The sequence below is a fragment of the Rossellomorea marisflavi genome (genome assembly GCF_009806575.1).
GTDB lineage: Bacteria > Bacillota > Bacilli > Bacillales > Bacillaceae_B > Rossellomorea > Rossellomorea marisflavi_A.
Window position 1 is genome coordinate 4099247 of the sequence record NZ_CP047095.1, and the last position, 20221, is coordinate 4119467.

18 protein-coding genes and 1 riboswitch are annotated in these 20221 nt (G+C 50.3%); of the genes, 1 reads left to right on the plus strand and 17 read right to left on the minus strand.

Annotated elements, in window-relative coordinates:
* Positions 1-27: 27 nt before the first annotated feature.
* From fsa to D5E69_RS21070, 3 genes are all read right to left on the minus strand, one after another.
* Positions 28-669: a fructose-6-phosphate aldolase gene (gene fsa / locus D5E69_RS21060; protein ID WP_048004832.1), complete on the minus strand. Its 642-nt coding sequence runs from the start codon at positions 667-669 to the stop codon at positions 28-30.
* Positions 670-838: 169 nt separating this feature from the next.
* Positions 839-1696, minus strand: a complete 858-nt coding sequence (gene fdaB, locus D5E69_RS21065; protein WP_048004831.1) for a class IIb fructose-bisphosphate aldolase FdaB — start codon at positions 1694-1696, stop codon at positions 839-841.
* A 178-nt stretch (positions 1697-1874) separates the two neighbouring features.
* Complete coding sequence (locus D5E69_RS21070) at positions 1875-2237, minus strand: response regulator (protein WP_048004830.1); 363 nt, start codon at positions 2235-2237, stop codon at positions 1875-1877.
* A gap of 189 nt (positions 2238-2426) precedes the next feature.
* Between D5E69_RS21070 and D5E69_RS21075 the strand changes: the two genes are divergently transcribed.
* Positions 2427-2951 (plus strand): DUF2529 domain-containing protein, encoded by a 525-nt coding sequence (locus tag D5E69_RS21075; protein ID WP_048004829.1) that lies wholly within the window; start codon positions 2427-2429, stop codon positions 2949-2951.
* 33 nt (positions 2952-2984) lie between these two features.
* On the opposite strand, the gene D5E69_RS21080 is transcribed toward D5E69_RS21075, so the two are convergent.
* The 14 genes from D5E69_RS21080 to D5E69_RS21145 all read right to left on the minus strand — a co-directional run bounded on the left by D5E69_RS21080 (position 2985) and on the right by D5E69_RS21145 (position 20153).
* Complete coding sequence (locus tag D5E69_RS21080; RefSeq protein WP_048004966.1) at positions 2985-3926, minus strand: ABC transporter permease; 942 nt, start codon at positions 3924-3926, stop codon at positions 2985-2987.
* A gap of 16 nt (positions 3927-3942) precedes the next feature.
* Positions 3943-5448, minus strand: coding sequence for a sugar ABC transporter ATP-binding protein (locus D5E69_RS21085; RefSeq protein WP_048015316.1), 1506 nt, complete (start codon positions 5446-5448; stop codon positions 3943-3945).
* A 31-nt stretch (positions 5449-5479) separates the two neighbouring features.
* Entirely contained in the window at positions 5480-6553 is a 1074-nt protein-coding gene (locus D5E69_RS21090) for a sugar ABC transporter substrate-binding protein (protein WP_159130218.1), read from the minus strand.
* Positions 6554-6652: 99 nt separating this feature from the next.
* Positions 6653-6759, minus strand: a riboswitch (SAM riboswitch).
* A gap of 391 nt (positions 6760-7150) precedes the next feature.
* Positions 7151-7297 carry a hypothetical protein gene (locus tag D5E69_RS21095; RefSeq protein WP_159130219.1) on the minus strand — a complete coding sequence of 49 codons (147 nt, stop codon included), beginning with the start codon at positions 7295-7297 and terminating at the stop codon, positions 7151-7153.
* A 133-nt stretch (positions 7298-7430) separates the two neighbouring features.
* Complete coding sequence (locus D5E69_RS21100) at positions 7431-8312, minus strand: IS3 family transposase (protein WP_159130220.1); 882 nt, start codon at positions 8310-8312, stop codon at positions 7431-7433.
* Positions 8309-8602, minus strand: a complete 294-nt coding sequence (locus D5E69_RS21105) for a transposase (protein ID WP_048014404.1) — start codon at positions 8600-8602, stop codon at positions 8309-8311. Before D5E69_RS21105 ends, D5E69_RS21100 begins: the two co-directional genes overlap by 4 nt.
* 352 nt (positions 8603-8954) lie before the next feature.
* Complete coding sequence (gene pyrG, locus D5E69_RS21110) at positions 8955-10559, minus strand: CTP synthase (protein ID WP_048004827.1); 1605 nt, start codon at positions 10557-10559, stop codon at positions 8955-8957.
* Positions 10560-10929: 370 nt separating this feature from the next.
* Positions 10930-11499: a DNA-directed RNA polymerase subunit delta gene (rpoE, locus tag D5E69_RS21115; protein WP_331457949.1), complete on the minus strand. Its 570-nt coding sequence runs from the start codon at positions 11497-11499 to the stop codon at positions 10930-10932.
* 301 nt (positions 11500-11800) lie between these two features.
* Positions 11801-15058, minus strand: coding sequence for a fused isobutyryl-CoA mutase/GTPase IcmF (gene icmF, locus D5E69_RS21120; RefSeq protein ID WP_159130221.1), 3258 nt, complete (start codon positions 15056-15058; stop codon positions 11801-11803).
* A complete protein-coding gene (locus D5E69_RS21125; RefSeq protein ID WP_048014989.1) occupies positions 15055-15708 on the minus strand; it encodes a TetR/AcrR family transcriptional regulator in 654 nt (217 codons plus the stop codon). The genes icmF and D5E69_RS21125 overlap by 4 nt, the downstream gene beginning before the upstream one ends.
* A gap of 53 nt (positions 15709-15761) precedes the next feature.
* A complete protein-coding gene (locus D5E69_RS21130; protein ID WP_048004823.1) occupies positions 15762-16901 on the minus strand; it encodes an acyl-CoA dehydrogenase in 1140 nt (379 codons plus the stop codon).
* 24 nt (positions 16902-16925) lie between these two features.
* Complete coding sequence (locus tag D5E69_RS21135) at positions 16926-18062, minus strand: acyl-CoA dehydrogenase (protein ID WP_048014298.1); 1137 nt, start codon at positions 18060-18062, stop codon at positions 16926-16928.
* A gap of 34 nt (positions 18063-18096) precedes the next feature.
* On the minus strand, positions 18097-18945 hold the full coding sequence (locus D5E69_RS21140) for a 3-hydroxybutyryl-CoA dehydrogenase (protein ID WP_048014299.1): 849 nt from the start codon (positions 18943-18945) through the stop codon (positions 18097-18099).
* Between the two features lie 26 nt (positions 18946-18971).
* Positions 18972-20153 (minus strand): acetyl-CoA C-acetyltransferase, encoded by a 1182-nt coding sequence (locus D5E69_RS21145; protein ID WP_048015006.1) that lies wholly within the window; start codon positions 20151-20153, stop codon positions 18972-18974.
* Between the last annotated feature and the right edge of the window lie 68 nt (positions 20154-20221).

Sequence of the window (20221 nt, forward strand, 5' to 3'; positions counted from 1 at the left end):
AATTCCACTCTTTACTATAACGCAGAGTTAGCGGTTGTTCCAGTCTGCCAGGAACGCTTCGATTCCTTTATCCGTCAGTGGATGATGGAACAGCTGCTTGAGCACTTTAAGAGGGACAGTGGCGATATGTGCCCCCCGGAGCGCCGCTTCCGTAATATGTTGCGGATGGCGGGTAGATGCCGCTATGATTTCTGTTTCAAGACCGTGGATGGCGAAGATTTCAGCAATCTTCGATACCAGTTCAAGACCGTCATGCCCGATATCATCTAGTCTTCCTAAAAAAGGCGAAACGTAGGTAGCACCTGCACGGGCGGCCAGGAGTGCTTGGTTCGCACTGAAGATTAACGTCACATTGGTCTTGATTCCTTCTTTAGCAAAAGTAGATGCCGCCGTTAACCCATCTGGGGTCATCGGCAATTTGATTGTGATATTCGGAGCGATCTTGGCCAGTTCCAACCCTTCCTTGATCATTCCTTCGGCATCCGTCGCAATGACTTCTGCACTGACAGATCCCGGTACGAGCTCTGTGATTTCCTTGAGGCGCTCTTCAAAGGTTACCCCTTTTTCCTTTGCCACCAAAGATGGATTCGTTGTCACACCAGACACGATCCCCCAGTTGTACGCTTCTCTGATTTCGTCCATGTTCGCAGTATCAATAAAAAATTTCATTTCCCTCTCCCCCAGGTTTCGACAAAATTTTCAATCAATTTAAATGAACGGAAAGGACTGGACCAGTCGTTTCCACTGGTGCCAGTCCCATCCATCTACATTCTATACGTACCACAAAAGGGAAAAGACTAACCTGACGGCACGCTTTTCCTACTTTTGACCTTATTGATTACGCTTGGTTAGAAGAACCGAATTCACGCATTTTACCGATGACTGTCGCTTTGATTGCTTCGCGAGCAGGTCCGAGGTATTTACGTGGATCGTATACTTCAGAATCAGCAGCAAGTACTTCGCGTACTTTCTTAGCTGAAGCGATTTGGTTTTCAGTGTTCACGTTGATTTTGGCAGTTCCGAAAGAGATCGCTTTTTGGATGTCTTTTGTCGGGATACCAGTACCACCGTGAAGAACTAGAGGAACACCAGTAGCTGCTCCGATTTCTTCCATTTCTTTGAAGCCTAGGTTTGGTTCACCTTTGTAAGGACCGTGAACAGAACCAAGAGCTGGAGCAAGTGTGTCGATACCAGTACGTTCTACTAGTTCTTGACACTCTTTAGGGTCAGCATAGATTACGCCATCAGCGATAACGTCATCTTCTTGACCGCCCACTGTTCCAAGTTCAGCTTCAACAGAAACACCTTTTGCGTGAGCATATTCTACCACTTTAGAAGTGATTTCGATATTTTCTTCGAAAGGACCGTGTGAAGCATCGATCATAACAGATGTGAAGCCAGCGTCGATCGCTTCTTTACATTTATCGAAGCTTGAACCGTGGTCCAAGTGGATCGCAACAGGTACAGTGATGTTCAAGTCTTCCATAAGACCTTCAACAATCTTCACGACTGTTTTGAATCCGCTCATGTAACGTGCCGCACCTTCAGAAACACCTAGAATGACAGGTGATTTCTCTTCTTCTGCAGCTTGCAGGATCGCTTGAGTGAACTCAAGGTTGTTCAGGTTGAACTGACCAACTGCATAGTTTTTTTCTTTTGCTTGAATAAGCATGTCTTTCATAGACACTAAAGGCATGACTGTTTCCTCCTTTTATCCGTCAGTATACCATCCTATCTGGAGATGGCGGTGTTAGTTATAGCACCACGTGACATTGTTTACAATTTCACTTGTATCATACCAAAACAGAATAGATTTTACCAACAGAGAAGACGAAATGCTAAAAATACTACTATTTTTATTTTTCTAACAAATTTTAGGCAGGGATGTACTGTTTGACGGCCCGTCGGATGTCGTCGATATCAAACGGCTTCGCGAAATGTGTTAGAGCCCCAAGGTCTTTCGCCTCTTGGATCATATCAAGCTCACCATAGGCGGTCATGATGATGACCCTGATCCCATCGTCCTTTTGCTTCATCCGTTTAAGGATTTCGATTCCATCCATTCCAGGTATTTTCATATCAAGGAGGACAAGGTCGGGGGAATGCTGATCGACAATTTCCAGTGCCTGTATCCCGTTCGCAGCCTGGAATGTTTGATATCCTTCCTTTTGAAGTACCTCATTCAATAGAATCCTGATACCAAATTGATCGTCCACGATAAGTATTTTCTCGTTCATAAAGCCCTATCCCCTCCGTTTATGGTGTCGGTATGTAAAAACGCTCCTTCACTGATGCCCAACTTTTATTATAAGTAATTCTCTGCCAAAGGGGAATATCCTTCTCTTCCACAACATTTTACTTCTCCACACGTCCCATTTATAATGACGTATAGTCCATTACTCGAAAATAAGGAGAATCCACATATTATGATCAAGATGTTCACGACACAGCTGACCGGTCTCTTTCAGCGAATTTCCGGCAAGCAGGAATTCGAAATCGAAGACTCTTCCCGTCTACTGGCCCAGGCTGCCATAGGAGAGGGCACGATCTATATACAGGCATTCGGTGAAATGGAAGGCGTGGCCGCAGAGGCCATTTCCGGTGCGGAGCCCCTGCCTTCAGCTGCAAGGTATCACGAAGACGTCGAGCTGACGGAAGCCGACCGCGTCCTCATTGTCACCAGGCTTTCCACTGATGAAGAAGCCGTGACCTTCGCCCGCGGTCTCGCAGAAAAAGGCATCCCGTCCGTAGGGATTTCCGGTATGGTGCCCGGAGATGGAAGCCTCGAGGAGATCTGTGACTTCCACGTTGATACGAAAGTCATCAAAGGGCTCCTTCCCGGGGAAGAAATCGGGGAAAGGGTCAGCTTCCCTTCAAGCATGGCTGCCCTCTATATTTATTTCGCTCTATCGTTCCTGATCAAAGAGATTCTATCAGAATATGAAGAATGAAATCGTCCCGCCTGATGATGGCGGGACGATTTTTTATGCACTCCGAAGTTTCCTTGCGTGGATGTAGGTGACCGCGAGCGCAAGCACAAGGACGCTCCCCTTGATGATCTCAAACGCATAGTAAGGAAGATTCATCATGGTGAGTCCATTGAGGAGGACGCCGATGAGGGCTGCCCCGAAGAAGGTGCCCAGCACATTCGGCTTCCCGGCACCGAGGACCGAGAACCCTACGAAGACCGCGGCAACGGCTTCCATCAGAAGCGGAGCCCCGGCATCGATCTGACCGGAACCGACCCTGGCAGTGAACAGGACGCCTCCGATCGAGGCGAACACGCCCGATGCGACATAGGCCAACACCTTCACCCGTTTGACAGGGATCCCCGACAGCCTCGATGCTTCCACATTCCCGCCAGTCATATAAAGGACCCTCCCCCATCTGGTGAAATGAAGGATGGCGTACACGATCGCAACGAGGACGAGCATGATCCAGACCGGTACCGGGAGCCCGAGCCATTTCCCCTGGCCGATGAAGAGGAAGGCATCCGAGAACTCTCCCGGGGCCGTTCCGCCTTTCGACATGGGCATGTGACTGTAGATCGAATAGCCTTCTGTATAGGTCCGGTGAAGCCCGGAAATGATGTACATTGCCCCGAGGGTCGCCAGGAGGTCGGGAATCCCGATCTTCACGATGAGAAGGGAGTTGAATAGACCGACAAGAGCCCCTACGGCAATCGGCAGGAGGATGACCAGCCAGAGAGGCGCCTCATACCATACCATCAGGGAGGCGGTAATGACGGTTGACAGAGAAACCGTGGAACCGACGGACAAGTCGAACCCGTCGACGGCCAGCGTAAAGGTCACTCCAATTGCAACCAGGGTAACAATGGAAATCGACCTGAGGATATCCGAGATGTTTCCATATGTGAAAAACACCGGATTATACAAACTGAAAAAAACCAATATGATGACCATCATGGCGATGGCCCCGTATTTAAACAAATAGTCGAGCGTCTTCACGTGTGTCCTTCCCTCCTGAAGCGTAGTACAAAATCGTCTCCTGGGTTGCTTCTTCCCTAGTCAATTCCTTCACGACCTCCCCGTCGTACATGACCAGGATGCGATCAGAAATTGCCATGATCTCCTGCAGTTCACAGGAGAAGTACAGGATCCCCTTCCCTTTTTCCGCAAGGGACTGGATCAAGTGGAAAATCTCTTTTTTTGCCCCAACGTCCACCCCTTTGGTGGGCTCATCGAACAATAACAGGGATGCATCCATGGTGAGCCACTTCCCGATGGCCACCTTTTGTTGATTACCCCCGCTCAAATAGTGGGCATGCAGGCTGTCACTGGACGCCTTGATGCCAAGGGATGCAATGACTTCCCGTGACATCTCCCTTTCCTTTTCCTTATTGATCCATAGGTTCTTTGAAATGGATCGTAAAGCCGGGAAGCTCAGATTCTTCCGGATGGACTCATGGACGAACAAGCCCTCCTTCCTCCGTTCTTCCGGCACCAGCGCAAGACCGTTACGGACCGCATCCACAGGGCTGGAGTGGCCGATCTCTTTTCCCTTCAGCTTGAATCGGCCTTTGGCCGGCACGGCCCCGAAGAGCGACTTGGCAAGTTCGGTCTTGCCTGCGCCGACAAGCCCGGCCACGCCTACGATCTCCCCTTCACGTACGGTGAGCGATATATCCTTCAGCAACGCACCATCCGAGACACCACTTGCCTCGAATAATACGTCACCGGTCACCGACTGATTCCGGTTGAACTCCTCTTTGTATGTCCCCCCGATCATCGCTTCGACGATGGCCCTCGGAGTGACTTCCTGCGTTTCGTACGTTCCCACCGTGCCACCGTCCTTCATGACCGTGATGCGGTCGGAGATCTGGAAGACTTCCGGCAGCCGGTGGGAAATGAAAATGATGGCAACGCCAGACGCCTTCAACTCTTCAATGACACGGAACAGTTTTTCTGTTTCCGTAGAGCTGAGGGGGGCAGTGGGCTCATCCAATATCAGGACCTTGGCATCCCTCAGGAGGCACCTCGTCAATAAAATCATCTGTTTATCCGCAAGACTGAGCCTGCCCACCGGTTCCTGCAAAGGGATCGATTCATGCTTGATCTGCTTCAACCCTTCCCCCGCCTTTTTCTCCATCGCTTTCTTCCGGATGAAGAAGGATCCTCCCGGGGAAAAATCGTCCAACAGGATATTTTCCATGGCACTCAACCCGGCTATGAGCGCCGTGTCGACTTCCTGATACACACAGTGGATCCCATGGTCCTTTGCTTCCTTAGGCGTGCGGCATGTCACCTTCTCCCCGTTCAGGCGGATCTCCCCTTCATCCTGCTCATACGCGCCGGACAGGATTTTCATCAGGGTACTTTTCCCTGCACCGTTTGCCCCCAAGAGCGCATGCACTTCTCCTGCCCTTACTTCAAAAGAAGCCTCCTTCAGTGCCTGCACCCCGGCAAACGCTTTGTTCATCTTCACCATTTCCACTACAGCAGACACATCGTCCACTCCTTTACGATTCAAATGATGCCTCGAGCTTCTTCAACTCGTCGGAATACCCTTGTTCGCTCGCCCCCCAGCCGTCGATATGCTCACTCAATTGATCGGTGGTGATCGTTTCTTCCGGAAGCTGCTCTTTCTCGACGAAGACCGGTTCAAGCTTCACCGTTTGAGGCGTTTCCTCCCCGTCAAGCTTTTGGTAAAGGAAGCGGACCTGCACGCGGCCGATATCCTTCGGGTCCACTGCTGCGGACGCCACCCATGGGCTTCCTTCTTTCTGGATGATCTGGAGATCTTCGTCGCTCATATCGATTCCGTACACCTTGATCTCGTTTCTCCCTGCCGCTTCGATGGCACGGACGGCCCCTTTGGCGAATTCATCCCACGCGGCCCATACCGCATCGATTTCTCCTTTCGGATACTGCTTCAGGATCGCTTCCATCTGTGCCTGGGTATCCAGGGCCGTGTTATTGGTCGCCGCTCCGAATGCAGCCACTTCTTTGATATCCCGGTTCTCTTTCAGGAACTCCTGATACGCGACTTGACGCCTTTCCATCGGAGCGAATCCTGCCACCCAGATTTTCACGATATTCCCCTTGCCTCCAAGCTCATCAGAGAGTTTGGAAAGGGTCTGTTCCGCCATCTGCTGATCCCCCTGTTCAAGGACGGTCACACCATCCGATTCCACATCGGCATCAAACACGACGACCGGGATCTTGGCCTCTTTTGCTTTTTCCACTCCTGATTGCAACGCCTCCTTCGTGCCGTGGTCAATGAGGATCCCATCAAACTTCTGGTTGATGGCCGCATCCAGATTCGAAGACATTTTGGCCAAGTCCCCTTCAGAAGTGAATACCTGTACTTCCCCGCCGAATTTCTTCACCTGCTCTTTTACTCCTTCAATATACTGGGCCGAGAACGTCCCCAGGTTGATCTGCATGATCAAGGCAATCTTCTTCCCTGCCAGCGGGTGCTCGGACGTCCCCTGCTTTTCTTCCCCTTTGGATTCTGACGATACGTTCGGCTGACAGGCAGCCAGTGTGATGAGTAGTGTCGCAAATAAGAGTACTGATAAAACCTTTTTCATTCTCTCTTCTCCTTCCGGGATCTTCCCGCCTCATTTTTTCTCTACAAAAATAAAAACCTCTTTTCCTGAGGAAAAGAGGTGTATGTACGGATGAACGCACTCTTATCACTCAGGAATCACATCCTGCAGGTCTTAGCACCTTTCCGTGTATACGGTAGGTTGCCGGGCATCATCGGGCCAGTCCCTCTGCCAACTCTTTATAAGAGAAAACTATGAAATTTTGACTACATATTGGATATCTTAACGAGGTGAGTGAATATTGTCAATATTCTTTTTGGAATTCTATAAGTTTAAAGCCTAATCGTTCTCTCCTTCAAAAAGCAATGAACAGGAACGGGGGGCGTTCCCTTTCGCTGCAGGGACTTGATTTCCACGGGGAGGCAGTCGAGACACTTTCGCTTCCGTCCACTCTGTGGTGACTATTACGTATGAATAAACCACTGAAAGGGTGGTTAGATGGTCCACGGGGTTTTCTAAGTTAGCATTCAGCTATTCTATGGTGAGCGGTGCGGCACGTTGGATGGAGTGAACGATGGGTTATTTCAAGAAAAGGAGGGGCGATTTTTGCCGAATGGATCAAAAATGGGTGTAGCGGGGCTATGATCGGGCTCTTTCATCCCTTAATTTGTAGAAAATCCAATCATTTTTCACCATTCCCATCCCTTTTACCTCTCCACCAACCCATTTATTACCGACTTTTTCATTTTTATTTTCAACTTCTGGAGTTTTTTGGACTTCTGTCAATAAAATAGACAGTGAAAAATGCAAATAACTTTATCTAAAAGCCCTACCGCACTACGTTTGGTGGGGCATGAAAAACCATCAATCCAACTGGAGGATTGATTCTTTTTCACGCCAAACGAGTATAAGTTGGAATTTAAAGCAGAAGTTCATGGTTATGGTTTCGCTCAAATTGGTTAGGGGATTGGTAGCCTAATGCAGAATGTTTTCGTCTCTCATTGTACTGGTTTGAAATATAGTATTGAACTGATTTTTCCGCCTCTGCGAGGGTCTTGAACTTGGTACGGTAGATCCATTCCTTTTTAAGTGTCGCATGAAAAGATTCAATACAGGCATTGTCATACGGATCTCCTTTTCGGCTCATACTGAGCTGAAAACCATGTTGCTTCAGTACCTGCACATAGTCATTTGAACAATATTGAGTGCCACGATCTGAGTGGTGAATAAGATTTCCATCCGGATTTCTGGTTGTGCTTGCCATTTCGAGTGCACGTAAAATAAGGATTGTCTTCATGGACGTCCCGAAACTCCAGCCGACAATCTTTCGTGAAAATAGGTCCATAATGGAGGCAAGATAAAGCCACCCTTCGATCGTCCGAATATAGGTGATATCCGCCACCCATATCGTATCTGGTGTAGGGGCCGTGAAATTCCTCTTAAGTAAGTTAGGATAGACCTTCAGGTCATGGTCCGAATCAGTGGTCACGACATACTTTCTTAATGGGATGGCTCGAAGATCCATATCTTGCATATATCGGGCCACAGTCTTTTGTGAAATAGAGTATCCCCACTCAATCAAATCCTGATGAACCCTGGGACTCCCGTATGTCCCAAAACTTTCATGGAAGGATTGCGCTATCTTTTGTTTCACTTCGTTTTTTAGGCGTTGCCTTTCGGTGTTCGTTTCGTTTTGACGGTTTAGCCACTTATAATAACCACTGGTTGAGACATTGAGAACCTGGCACATCTTCACCACCTTGTGTTCATCCGAATGAGATTGAATGAACTGATATTTCACATGTGCCTTTTGGAGAAGATGTGCATGGCCTTTTTTAGGATTTCGTTCTCCTCTTGAAGCTCCTTCATTTGTTTTTCGTGCTGTTTTTTTAGAGCTTCCAATTCAGAGGACGTAATGTACTCCTTAGGTGCGTTGGCAGCATCGATTTTTTGCCTATATTGGTTAACCCATCGGTTAACAGAGGAATAATGAAGATCAAGTTCAAAAGCAAGATCTGTAGCTTTTCGGCCATCCTCCACAACCATCTTCGCTACATATTCTTTGTACTCACTTGAATAATGTTTAACCATGTGAACACGTCCTTTTTAGAAGGTAAGTAAATTGTATGGATTTTCAATTCCTTGTGTCCACTTTTAAGACTAACTTTATTTTCTACCGACTTTCAACTTTTTATTACCAACTTCTGCTTTTTTATCGAAATCTACTGACAACTTTGACGGGTTATTTTCAACTTGGAAGCTTTATGATCAACTACCAACTTTTATAATCGACTTCCGACCCTTATTACCAACTTCCCCCTGCCCCTACTCCATCCCTTCCCCACCACCCTTCTCTTCCAAAGCAAAAGAAGATGTGATCCTTTTAAACGTGTCAATTCACAAAAAAACCGCCGGCATAAGCCGGCGGCGTTCATGATCGTGATCAGTTTTCTCCGTAAGCAAGCGTCGCTTCGATGAAATCTCTGAAGAGAGGCTGCGGGCGTGTCGGGCGGGATGTGAATTCCGGGTGGAACTGGGAAGCGACGAACCATGGGTGGTCGCTAAGCTCGATGACTTCCACAAGGCGTCCATCCGGGCTTGTTCCTGAGAAGACAAATCCTGCTTTCTCCATTTGCTCACGGTAGTGATTGTTGAATTCGAAACGGTGGCGATGGCGCTCATACACCACTTCTCCATCATAGGCTGCATAGGCTTTTGAGCCTTCAGTCAGCTTACAAGGGTAAAGTCCGAGGCGGAGTGTCCCACCAAGGTCTTCGATATCCTTTTGCTCAGGCAGAAGGTCGATGATCGGATGCGGTGTATCAGGATTCAATTCTGCAGAATGTGCGCCTTCCAGTCCAAGGACGTTACGTGCATATTCTACGGAAGCAAGCTGCATGCCGAGGCAGATTCCAAGGAACGGAACCTTGTTCTCACGTGCATACTGGGTTGCCACGATCTTCCCTTCGACACCGCGGTCGCCGAATCCGCCAGGGACAAGGATCCCATCGGCATCAGCCAGTTGTTCTTGAACGTTCTCTTTATTGATGAGCTCTGAGTTCAACCATTTCACTTGGATGTCGCTGTCGAAATGGTACCCGGCATGGCGGAGTGCTTCCACAACGGAAATGTACGCATCTTGAAGCTCTACATATTTACCGACAAGGGCGATCGTCGTTTTGCGCGATAGGTTGCGGACGCGTTCAACGAGCTCTGTCCATTCGGTCATATCAGGCTCATGGCATTCAAGCTTAAGGTGCTGACACGTGAGTTCATCGAGCTTTTGCTCCTGTAGGGATAGCGGGATGGAGTATAGGGTGTCGGCATCTGTTGCTTCGATGACCGCATGCTTGTCGATGTCACAGAACAGGGCGATCTTGTCCTTCATGTCTTGAGTCATCGGCATTTCTGCACGGACAACGATGACATTCGGCTGGATTCCCAGGCTGCGAAGTTCTTTCACGCTGTGTTGCGTCGGTTTTGTTTTCATTTCACCCGCTGCTTTGATGTAAGGAACAAGCGTACAGTGGATGTACATGACGTTGTCGCGACCCACATCACTCTTGATTTGACGGATGGCTTCAAGGAATGGAAGGGATTCGATATCCCCAACCGTTCCGCCGATTTCCGTGATGACGACATCGGAGTTCGTTTCACGGCCGGCACGGTATACGCGCTCTTTGATTTCATTCGTGATGTGAGGGATGACTTGAACCGTCCCCCCAAGATAATCGCCTCGACGCTCTTTTTTCAGAACCGTAGAGTAGATTTTACCTGTTGTCACAGAGCTGTATTTTGTCAGGTTGATGTCGACGAAGCGCTCATAGTGACCAAGGTCAAGGTCCGTCTCGGCGCCATCATCGGTTACGAATACTTCCCCGTGCTGATACGGGCTCATCGTTCCCGGATCCACGTTGATGTATGGATCGAATTTTTGGATCGTGACGCTGATGCCACGATTTTTCAACAATCTGCCAAGGGACGCTGCTGTGATCCCTTTCCCTAGTGACGACACTACGCCGCCTGTTACGAAAATATACTTAGTCATGTATATGTCCCCCTTCAAGAATATAGTTTGTTCAAAAAAAGTAGAGGGTGTCTCTTATGTACGCACGCCATGGGTTTATCATGTTCAAAGTACGGGAAGTCCATTCTTTGAATTATTCCATGGCATCATCGTTAAAAAGACAGCCTCTTTTTTTCGTTATACATGAGATTATAAGGGGTGAGGCGAAATCCGCCCCGATACGCCCATCTTCCGGGATCATTCCCGGAAAAAAATAAAAAACGCCCCGCTTACAAATCGTAAGGGGAGCGTTGATATACTCGATCAGTCCTCTTTTGAGGAGCCCAAATAAAATACTACCTTCCTCAAAGGAAGAAGTCAAGCATAGAATTCAGGACATGGGATGGAGAGATTACTTGTTCTCCTCTTCCTCGTCTTCTTCGAGATCTTCTTCATCTGCATCATCTTCATCAAACTCATCGATATCCAGATCTTCTTCTTCTTCGTCCAGATCTTCCACGTCGTCCGCATCTTCTTCATCTAGATCGTCATCGTCTGTAAGATCGTCTTCTTCTGTATCATCAAGGTCGTCGAAATCAAGGTCTTCATCTTCAAGATCATCGAATTCGTCCAGATCAAGATCGTCTTCATCGGTTTTCTTCGCTTTTTTCTTTTTGGCAGATGATTTCATCGTAGGAACGGTTTCTTCCTCGATTTGATCGACTGGATACCATTCCCTGAGTCCCCAACGATTATCACCAAGGGCCAGGAACTGACCGTCGATGTTGAGGTCCGTATAGAACTGGGCAAGTCTTGATTTCACTTCTTCTTTTGACGCACCTGTCAGACTAGTGATTTCATCAAGGATTTCCTGGAAACCAAGGGCCTGCTTTCTTTCTTTCAAGATGGCGTGGGCAAGCTCGATAAATGCTGTTTGACGCAATTCTTCTTTGGATAATTGCTTTAGACTCAATGTACGCACTTCCTTTCTCTATTTAAACAATCTACTAGGTAGAATAAAAAAGGGCAAAAATTGTCCATTATCAGGTTTAGACCATATTCACCATTATAAACAAATTACAAGTCTTTATGCTAGAATTATCTAGATTTTACCGAACATTTTCTTCGGAAGGTCAGGGCTGTCAGCTTCATGACCGATTCATGGGAATACGCTCATCTTATAGTTTCTAAAGAAAGATGGCAAGCACTCATTCCCCAAAGGATAAAAAAACCGAACTCTGCGCCCGGGTGAGATGGACGCAGCCGTTCGGATGCATACGTTTTTACATATTTCGGCGGTATTGCCCGCCGACTTCATAAAGGGCCCTTGTAATTTGACCGAGGCTCGCCACTTTGACCGTCTCCATCAGCTCTTCGAAAATATTCCCGCCTTCAACGGCAGACATCTTCAAGCGCTTGAGCGCTTCTTCCGTCTTGTCGCCATGGCCCTGCTGGAACGCTTTGAGATTGCGAATCTGGGTTTCTTTCTCTTCCTTGGTTGCACGGGCAAGTTCCATCCCGTCCACATCCTCTTCAGAAGGAGGATTCGGATTGAGATACGTGTTCACTCCGACGATCGGAAGCTCACCGGAATGCTTCTTCATTTCATAGAACATGGACTCTTCCTGGATCTTACCGCGCTGATACTGGGTTTCCATGGCTCCTAGGACGCCCCCGCGATCATTGATGCGGTCGAACTCTGCGAGCACCATTTCCTCGACCAGATCCGTCAGCTCCTCCACGATGAAGGCTCCCTGAAGTGGATTTTCATTCTTCGAGAGACCGTGCTCCTTCGTGATGATCATCTGGATCGCCATGGCCCGGCGGACCGATTCCTCCGTAGGCGTCGTGATGGCTTCATCATACGCGTTGGTATGAAGGGAGTTACAGTTATCCTGGAGGGCCATGAGCGCCTGTAAGGTCGTGCGGATATCATTGAAGTCGATCTCCTGTGCGTGAAGCGACCTTCCTGACGTCTGAATGTGATACTTCAGCTTCTGGCTGCGCTCGTTCGCTCCGTATTTATCCCTCATGACCGTCGACCAGATCCGTCTTGCCACACGGCCGATGACCGTATACTCAGGATCCAATCCGTTGGAGAAGAAGAAGGAAAGATTCGGTGCAAATGCATTGATATCCATTCCCCTGCTGAGGTAGTACTCGACATACGTGAATCCATTGGCGAGGGTGAAGGCAAGCTGCGAAATCGGATTCGCTCCCGCTTCGGCGATATGATAGCCGGAGATGGAAACAGAATAATAGTTCCTCACCTTATGATCGATGAAGTACTGCTGGATATCCCCCATCATCCTGAGGGCGAACTCCGTGGAGAAGATACATGTATTCTGCCCCTGGTCTTCCTTCAGGATATCCGCCTGGACGGTGCCGCGTACGACACTCAAGGTTTCTTCCCGGACGTTTGCATACTCCTCGACGGTGAGGATGCGCCCAAGCTCTTCTTCTTTGATCTTGATCTGCTGATCGATGGCTGTATTCATGTACATGGCAAGGATGATCGGTGCCGGACCGTTGATTGTCATGGAGACCGATGTGGACGGGGCACAAAGATCGAATCCTGCATACAGCTTCTTCATATCTTCAAGGGTACAGATGCTGACGCCGCTCTCCCCTACTTTCCCATAGATATCGGGACGGTGATCGGGATCCTCCCCGTAAAGGGTGACGGAATCGAATGCCGTACTGAGACGCTTGGCGTCATCATCTTTGGACAGGTAGTGAAAACGGCGGTTCGTCCGTTCAGGTGTCCCTTCTCCTGCAAATTGTCGCTTTGGATCTTCCCCTTTTCGCTTGAACGGGAATACACCCGCCGTGTACGGGAACGAGCCCGGTACATTTTCTTTATACACCCATTCAAGGATCTGCCCGTAATCCTTATATCTCGGGAGGGCGACCTTCGGGATGCTCAGGCCGGATAAGCTTTTGGTTTTGAGCTCAGTCACGATTTCACGATCGCGGACCTTCGTGACGAATGAGTCTTTGCTGTATGTTTCCTTGAGGTTCTCCCATCCTCCCAGGATCTCCTTCGATTGCTCCGTCAGTTTCTTTTCCACTTCGTCTTTCAACGTGGTGAGGGAGGCCGTGACATCCCCTTGTTCCCCGATGGCTTCAATGGCCCCTTCGAGCTGGAAGAGACGGCGGGCAAGATCGGACTGCTCCTCTGCTTTCCTGTGATAATTCCGGACCGTTTCAGCGATTTCCCTCAAATAGTAACGGCGGTCGTTAGGGATGATGACGTTTTGTTTTTCCACGTCCACATTCTTCGAAAATCCTGTTTCCCATCCGAGGTTCATCTTGCCGTTTACGGTATCGACGACAGCAGCAAACAGGGCGTTTGTTCCGGGATCATTGAACTGACTTGCGATGGTGCCGTATACCGGCATCTCATCGAGGTCCTGATCGAATAATAGATGGCTCCGCTGATACTGCTTTTGCACCTGCCTCCGCGCATCTTCTGATCCTTTGCGTTCGAACTTGTTGATGACGATTAGGTCCGCGTAATCGATCATATCAATCTTTTCCAGCTGTGATGGTGCACCGAACTCGCTTGTCATCACATACATGGACAGATCACAGATCTCTGCGATTTCCGCATCCCCCTGACCGATACCGCTCGTTTCCACCACGACAAGATCGTAGCCTGCCGCTTTCACGACATTGATCGCGTCTTGGATGGCGAGGGAAAGCTCGGTCCTGGAACCGCGCGTGGCAAGACTTCTCATGTACACTCTCGGGTTAAAGATGGCGTTCATCCGGATCCTGTCACCTAGGAGTGCCCCGCCTGTCTTCTGTTTCGTCGGATCGATGGACAAGACCGCGATCTTCTTCTCTGGCAGTTCGTTCAGGAAGCGGCGGATCAGTTCATCCGTGAGGGAACTTTTTCCGGCTCCCCCCGTTCCCGTGATTCCAAGGACCGGTACTTTGCATGCGAGACCTTTGATTTCCGTGAAGACCGATTGAGCAGCTGCTGCCACTTCCTCTTTGGCACCGACCTGGTACTCAGCGAGTGAAATCAACCTGGAGATCGCATTGACGCTCCCACCTGCGAGATTTTCCACTTCCTTACTTTCCGTCCCTTTGATCGTCGGGTAGTCGCATTCCTCGATCATCCGGTTGATCATCCCTTGAAGGCCCTGTGTCCTTCCGTCTTCCGGTGAGAAGATCCGGGCGATGCCGTACTCATGAAGTTCCTTGATCTCCTTCGGGATTATGACGCCGCCACCGCCACCGTAGATGCGGATATGGCCGGCACCCCTCTCGTTTAAAAGATCATACATGTATTTGAAATATTCGACGTGTCCACCCTGGTAAGAGGAGATGGCGATACCCTGAACATCTTCTTGGATGGCTGCATTGACGACTTCTTCCACGGACCGGTTATGCCCAAGATGGATGACTTCCGCCCCGCTTGCCTGGATGATCCTCCGCATTATGTTGATCGACGCATCATGTCCGTCAAACAGGCTCGATGCCGTGACGAAGCGGACATGGTGCTTTGGCTTATAGATCTCTACCGTGCTCATATGACTCCCCCTGTTCTTCCATGTGTCTCATATCCTACGACTCCTGCGAACAGCAGATCGATTTGAAGATTCATATAGTCTTCCAATGAAAAGCGCTTTTGGAGCGCCCAGCGGCGGAATCCCCACATCTGCCCCTGGACGAAGACATTCTGTGCAAGGAGATGGATCCGCTCTGAATCCAGATCCAGTCGTCCCCTGTCTACACAGCTTTGGATGAGCCCTTCTACCATGCCGACCATTTCCATCTCTTTTTTCAAAACGTACGGCAGGGCGTCTTTCGACAGCGACTTCGCTTCCTGATACATGACAAGCACCTCATCCTGCATCCGGTCCATCACCTGGAAGTAATGGGCGATGCCAAGCTTCAGGCTCTCCATCGTCCCTTCTCCCACATCCAATTCTTCTAGCTCCAATCTTACTTGTTCATAGATCCTGTCGCAGACAAGATACAGCACATCTTCCTTTGTCCGTATATATTCATAGAGCGTTCCGATACTGAATCCGGCGGCCTTTGCAATCTCTCTTGTCGTGGTGCGATGAAACCCCTTTTGTTTAAATAGTGAGACAGCCCCTTTGATCATTTGATCCCGCCTCTTCTCTACCAAACGTTCATCCTTGACCGACGCATGGACTTCTCTTTTGTCTTTCACTACAATCGACCGCCTTCCCGTGCTTTATGACCCCTTAACCCCTTTGTTTCTCTTTATTTCGTTACCATCCGTGAGATGACGAGGCGTTGGATTTCCTGCGTTCCCTCATAGATTTGTGTGATTTTCGCATCCCTCATGAACCGTTCCACCGGGTAGTCTTTCGTATAGCCGTATCCACCGAAGATCTGGACGGCTTCTGTCGTCACCTTCATGGCTGTATCCCCTGCCATCAATTTTGACATGGCCGATTCTTTCCCGTATGGAAGGCCTTCCGACTCGAGCCATGCTGCTTGATAGGTCAGGAGTCTGGATGCTTCGATGCTGGTCGCCATATCAGCAATCTTGAAGGAAATTCCTTGATTCGCAGCAATCGGCTTCCCGAACTGTTCCCTTTCCTTCGCATAGTCAACGGACGCATCGAGGGCACCCTGGGCAATCCCCACTGCCTGGGCTGCGATGCCGTTCCTGCCTCCATCAAGGGTCATCATGGCGATCTTGAAGCCTTCCCCTTCTTTTCCGAGAAGGTTTTCCTTCGGTACTTTGCAGTCTTCAAAGATGATTTCCGTCGTCGGTGAAGAGCGGATTCCGAGCTTCTTCTCTTTTTTCCCTACTGAGAAACCTGGGAAATCCTTCTCGACGATGAAGGCACTCGTCCCGCGCTGACGCTGTGATGGATCGGTCAGGGCGAATACGATGTAGGTATCGGCGATGCCGCCGTTCGTGATGAAGATCTTCGAGCCGTTCAACACGTAGTGGTCCCCATCAAGGCGTGCAGTCGTCTTCATACCGCCCGCATCTGATCCCGATGCCGGCTCCGTGAGACCGTATGCCCCGATTTTCTCCCCTTGTGCCATCGGCCGGAGATATTTCTGTTTCTGTTCTTCCGTACCGAATTTATAGACCGGCCAGCCGGCAAGGGACGTATGGGCGGAGAGCGTCACCCCGATCGATGCGCACACCCTTGAGAGCTCTTCTACTGCGATGCAATAGGCGAGGAAGTCACTTCCGATACCGCCGTATTCCTCCGGCCAGGGAATGCCCGTCAGTCCGAGTTCGGCCATCTTATGGAAAAGCTCCATATCGAAGCGCTCTTCTTCATCTCTCTCAGCAGCCGTCGGCGCCACTTCGTTTCTGGCAAAATCGCGGACCATCTTCCGGATCATTTCATGCTCTTCGGATAATTTGAAATTCATCTTCGTTCCCCCATCTCATGATTGTTAAACAAGCAGGTGCTTCCCGATCACCATCCGCTGGATCTCGCTCGTACCTTCGTAGATTTCCGTCACTTTGGCATCCCGGAAGAGCCTCTCCACGGGATATTCCTTCGTATAGCCGTACCCTCCGTAAACCTGGATCGCTTCCGTCGAAACGTCGACGGCGGCTTTTGAGGCGAATAACTTGGCCATGCTCGCTTCCTTGCCACAGGAGACTCCGCGCGAACGGAGATCTGCCGCCCGGTATACAAGAAGCTTCGATGCTTCCACGGCCGTTGCCATATCGGCAAGCTTAAAACCGATGCCCTGCTGGGCGGCGATCGGCTTCCCGAACTGCGCGCGCTCTTTAGCGTAAGCCGTTGAGAAATCGAACGCGGCTTCAGCGATCCCAAGAGCCTGGGCCGCAATGCCGATGCGGCCGACATCAAGGTTGTTCATGGCGATCCTGAATCCGTCCCCGCGCTTGCCGAGAAGATTCCCGGCAGGTACCTTCATGTCTTCAAACGTTAGCTGGACCGTCCGTGATCCGTGGAGCCCCATCTTATGTTCGTCCTTCCCGATCACGAGCCCTTCCGTCCCTTTCTCGACGATAAAGGCCGAGACGCCGCGGCTTCCCATATCGGGATCCGTCACGGCGAACACGATGTACGTATCCGCTTCCCCGCCATTCGTGATGAAGACCTTGGAGCCGTTCAACACAAAGTGATCACCCCGGTCTTCAGCCTTCGTTTTCAAGCTCTTTGCATCGGATCCCGCACTCGGCTCCGTCAGGCAGAATGCACCCAGGTATTCCCCGCTGGCAAGCTTCGGGATATAGGTTTGTTTCTGTTCTTCCGTACCGAAATAGAGGATCGGATTCGTGCCGACCGACGTATGGACCGACAGGATGACCCCGATTGTGGCGCTCACCCTCGACAGCTCATGGATGGCGATGATATAAGAGGTGAAATCCATCCCTGCGCCTCCATACTCTTCAGGAATCGTGATCCCCATCAACCCGATTTCTGCCATCTTGTTCAGGATCTCCCGGGGAAACTCCCCAGCTTCCATCCTCTCGATGAATGGACTGATCTCAGAATCAGCAAAGTCCCTTACCATCTTCCTCATCATCTTCTGCTCTTCTGTGAAACGAAGTTCCATGCTTCATTCCTCCCTGTTGTATGGCCTATGGGACTCAATATTCGTAGAAGCCTCTTCCTGTCTTGCGTCCAAGCCAGCCTGCCTTGACATATTTCCTAAGCAGCGGACATGGACGGTACTTGTCGTCGCCGAACCCTTCATGGAGTGTTTCCATGATGTACAGGCATGTATCGAGTCCGATGAAGTCTGCCAACGTAAGCGGGCCCATCGGGTGATTCATTCCGAGCTTCATCACACTGTCGATGTCTTCCTTGCTTGCGACCCCTTCATACAAGGTGTAGACCGCCTCATTGATCATGGGCATGAGGATCCGGTTTGCCACGAACCCTGGGAAGTCTTCCACTTCAACCGGCGTCTTCTGGAGCTTGTTCGTCATGTCTTCGATGGCTGCATACACTTCGTCTGACGTGGCCAGACCCCTGATGATCTCAACGAGCTTCATGACCGGCACGGGGTTCATGAAGTGCATCCCGATCACCTGTTGAGGACGATTGGTCGCAGCAGCAATCTCGGTGATGGGAAGGGATGATGTATTCGTCGCAAGGATCGTATGCTCCGGCGCAATTTCATCCAGCTGAGCGAAGATCGTCTTCTTGATGTCCATGTTCTCAACAGCCGCCTCGATTATAAGGTCCACCCCTTTGGCATCTTGTAGGTCTGTGGAGGAACTCAGTCTTCCTGTCGTCTGATCTTTCTCATCCGCAGACATCCTGCCCTTCTCTACGGCGCGAGCGAGATTCTTCTCGATGGATGATAGACCCCTCTCGACGAATTCCCCTTTCAAATCGTTCAGTGTCACGTCATATCCTGCCTGGGCACATACCTGGGCGATTCCTGATCCCATTTGACCCGCTCCGATTACCATTACCTTTTGAATCGACACACTCATTTCCCCCTTTTTGGATTTCCTCACTTCTTCGGTACCTCAATCATGACGGCATCTCCCTGGCCGCCTCCACTGCAGATGGAAGCAATCCCGATTCCGCCTCCACGTCTTCTCAGTTCATATGCAAGGGTCAGGATGATCCTGGCTCCGCTGGCCCCGATCGGATGACCGAGGGCTACTGCCCCTCCATTGACATTCACTTTTTCTTTATCAAGACCGGCGATCTTGGCGCTGGTCAATGCCACTGCCGCAAATGCTTCATTGATTTCGAACAAATCGATCTCTTCCAATCTCTTGCCTGTTTTCTCAAGCAGCCCGTTGATGACGAGTCCCGGAGTTTGAGGGAAATCCTTTGCCTCCACGGCTACGGCATGGGAGCCGATGATCGTGGCAAGGGGTTCCTTCCCTTCTTTCCCGGCCCGCTCTTCGCTCATCAGGACCATGGCGCATGCTCCGTCGTTGACTCCCGGCGCATTTCCCGCCGTGATGCTCCCATCGTGATCGAACACCGGTGAAAGCTTCGATAGCGCCTCGAGGGACGTACTCTTTCTCGGTGCTTCATCCTGAGAGATCACCAATGGCTCTCCCCTTCTCTGCGGAACGGAGACCGGTACGATTTCTTCCGACAGCAGTCCAGAAGCTTCCACGGCTCGCTGATGACTGCGCAGCGCCCACTCGTCCTGTTCTTCCCTTGAGAGATCGAATTCCTTTGCGGTTGAATTTCCGTAGGTACCCATGTGGACCCCATTGAAGCTGCAGGTCAGACCGTCATGGACCATGAGATCCTTCACGCTCGAGTCACCCATCTTATAGCCCCAGCGTGCTTTCGGGAGAAGGTAGGGAGCGTTGGACATGGATTCCATCCCGCCTGCGACGATGACTTCCCCGTCCCCGGCACGGATGATCTGATCACCGAACGTCACACTCCTCATTCCGGATGCGCACACCTTATTGATCGTCTCGGTCCTGACCTCCCACGGAAGTCCGGCATGCCTCGCCGCCTGTCGGGAAGGGATCTGACCCTGCCCTCCCTGGAGTACGCTGCCGAGGATCACTTCTTCGACGTCTGCCGGACTGACCCCGGAGCGCTCCAGTGCTTCCTTGACGGCCAATCCACCGAGTTCCGAAGCCGTAAAACCGCTCAATCCGCCCCCGAATTTACCGAACGGGGTCCTTGCCCCTTCCACTATGACTGTTCTGCCCATCTCCATCGCTCCCTCTCTTTTTTGTATACGCTTACAATATTGTTGAAATAAAAAAGCTGACGACTGAA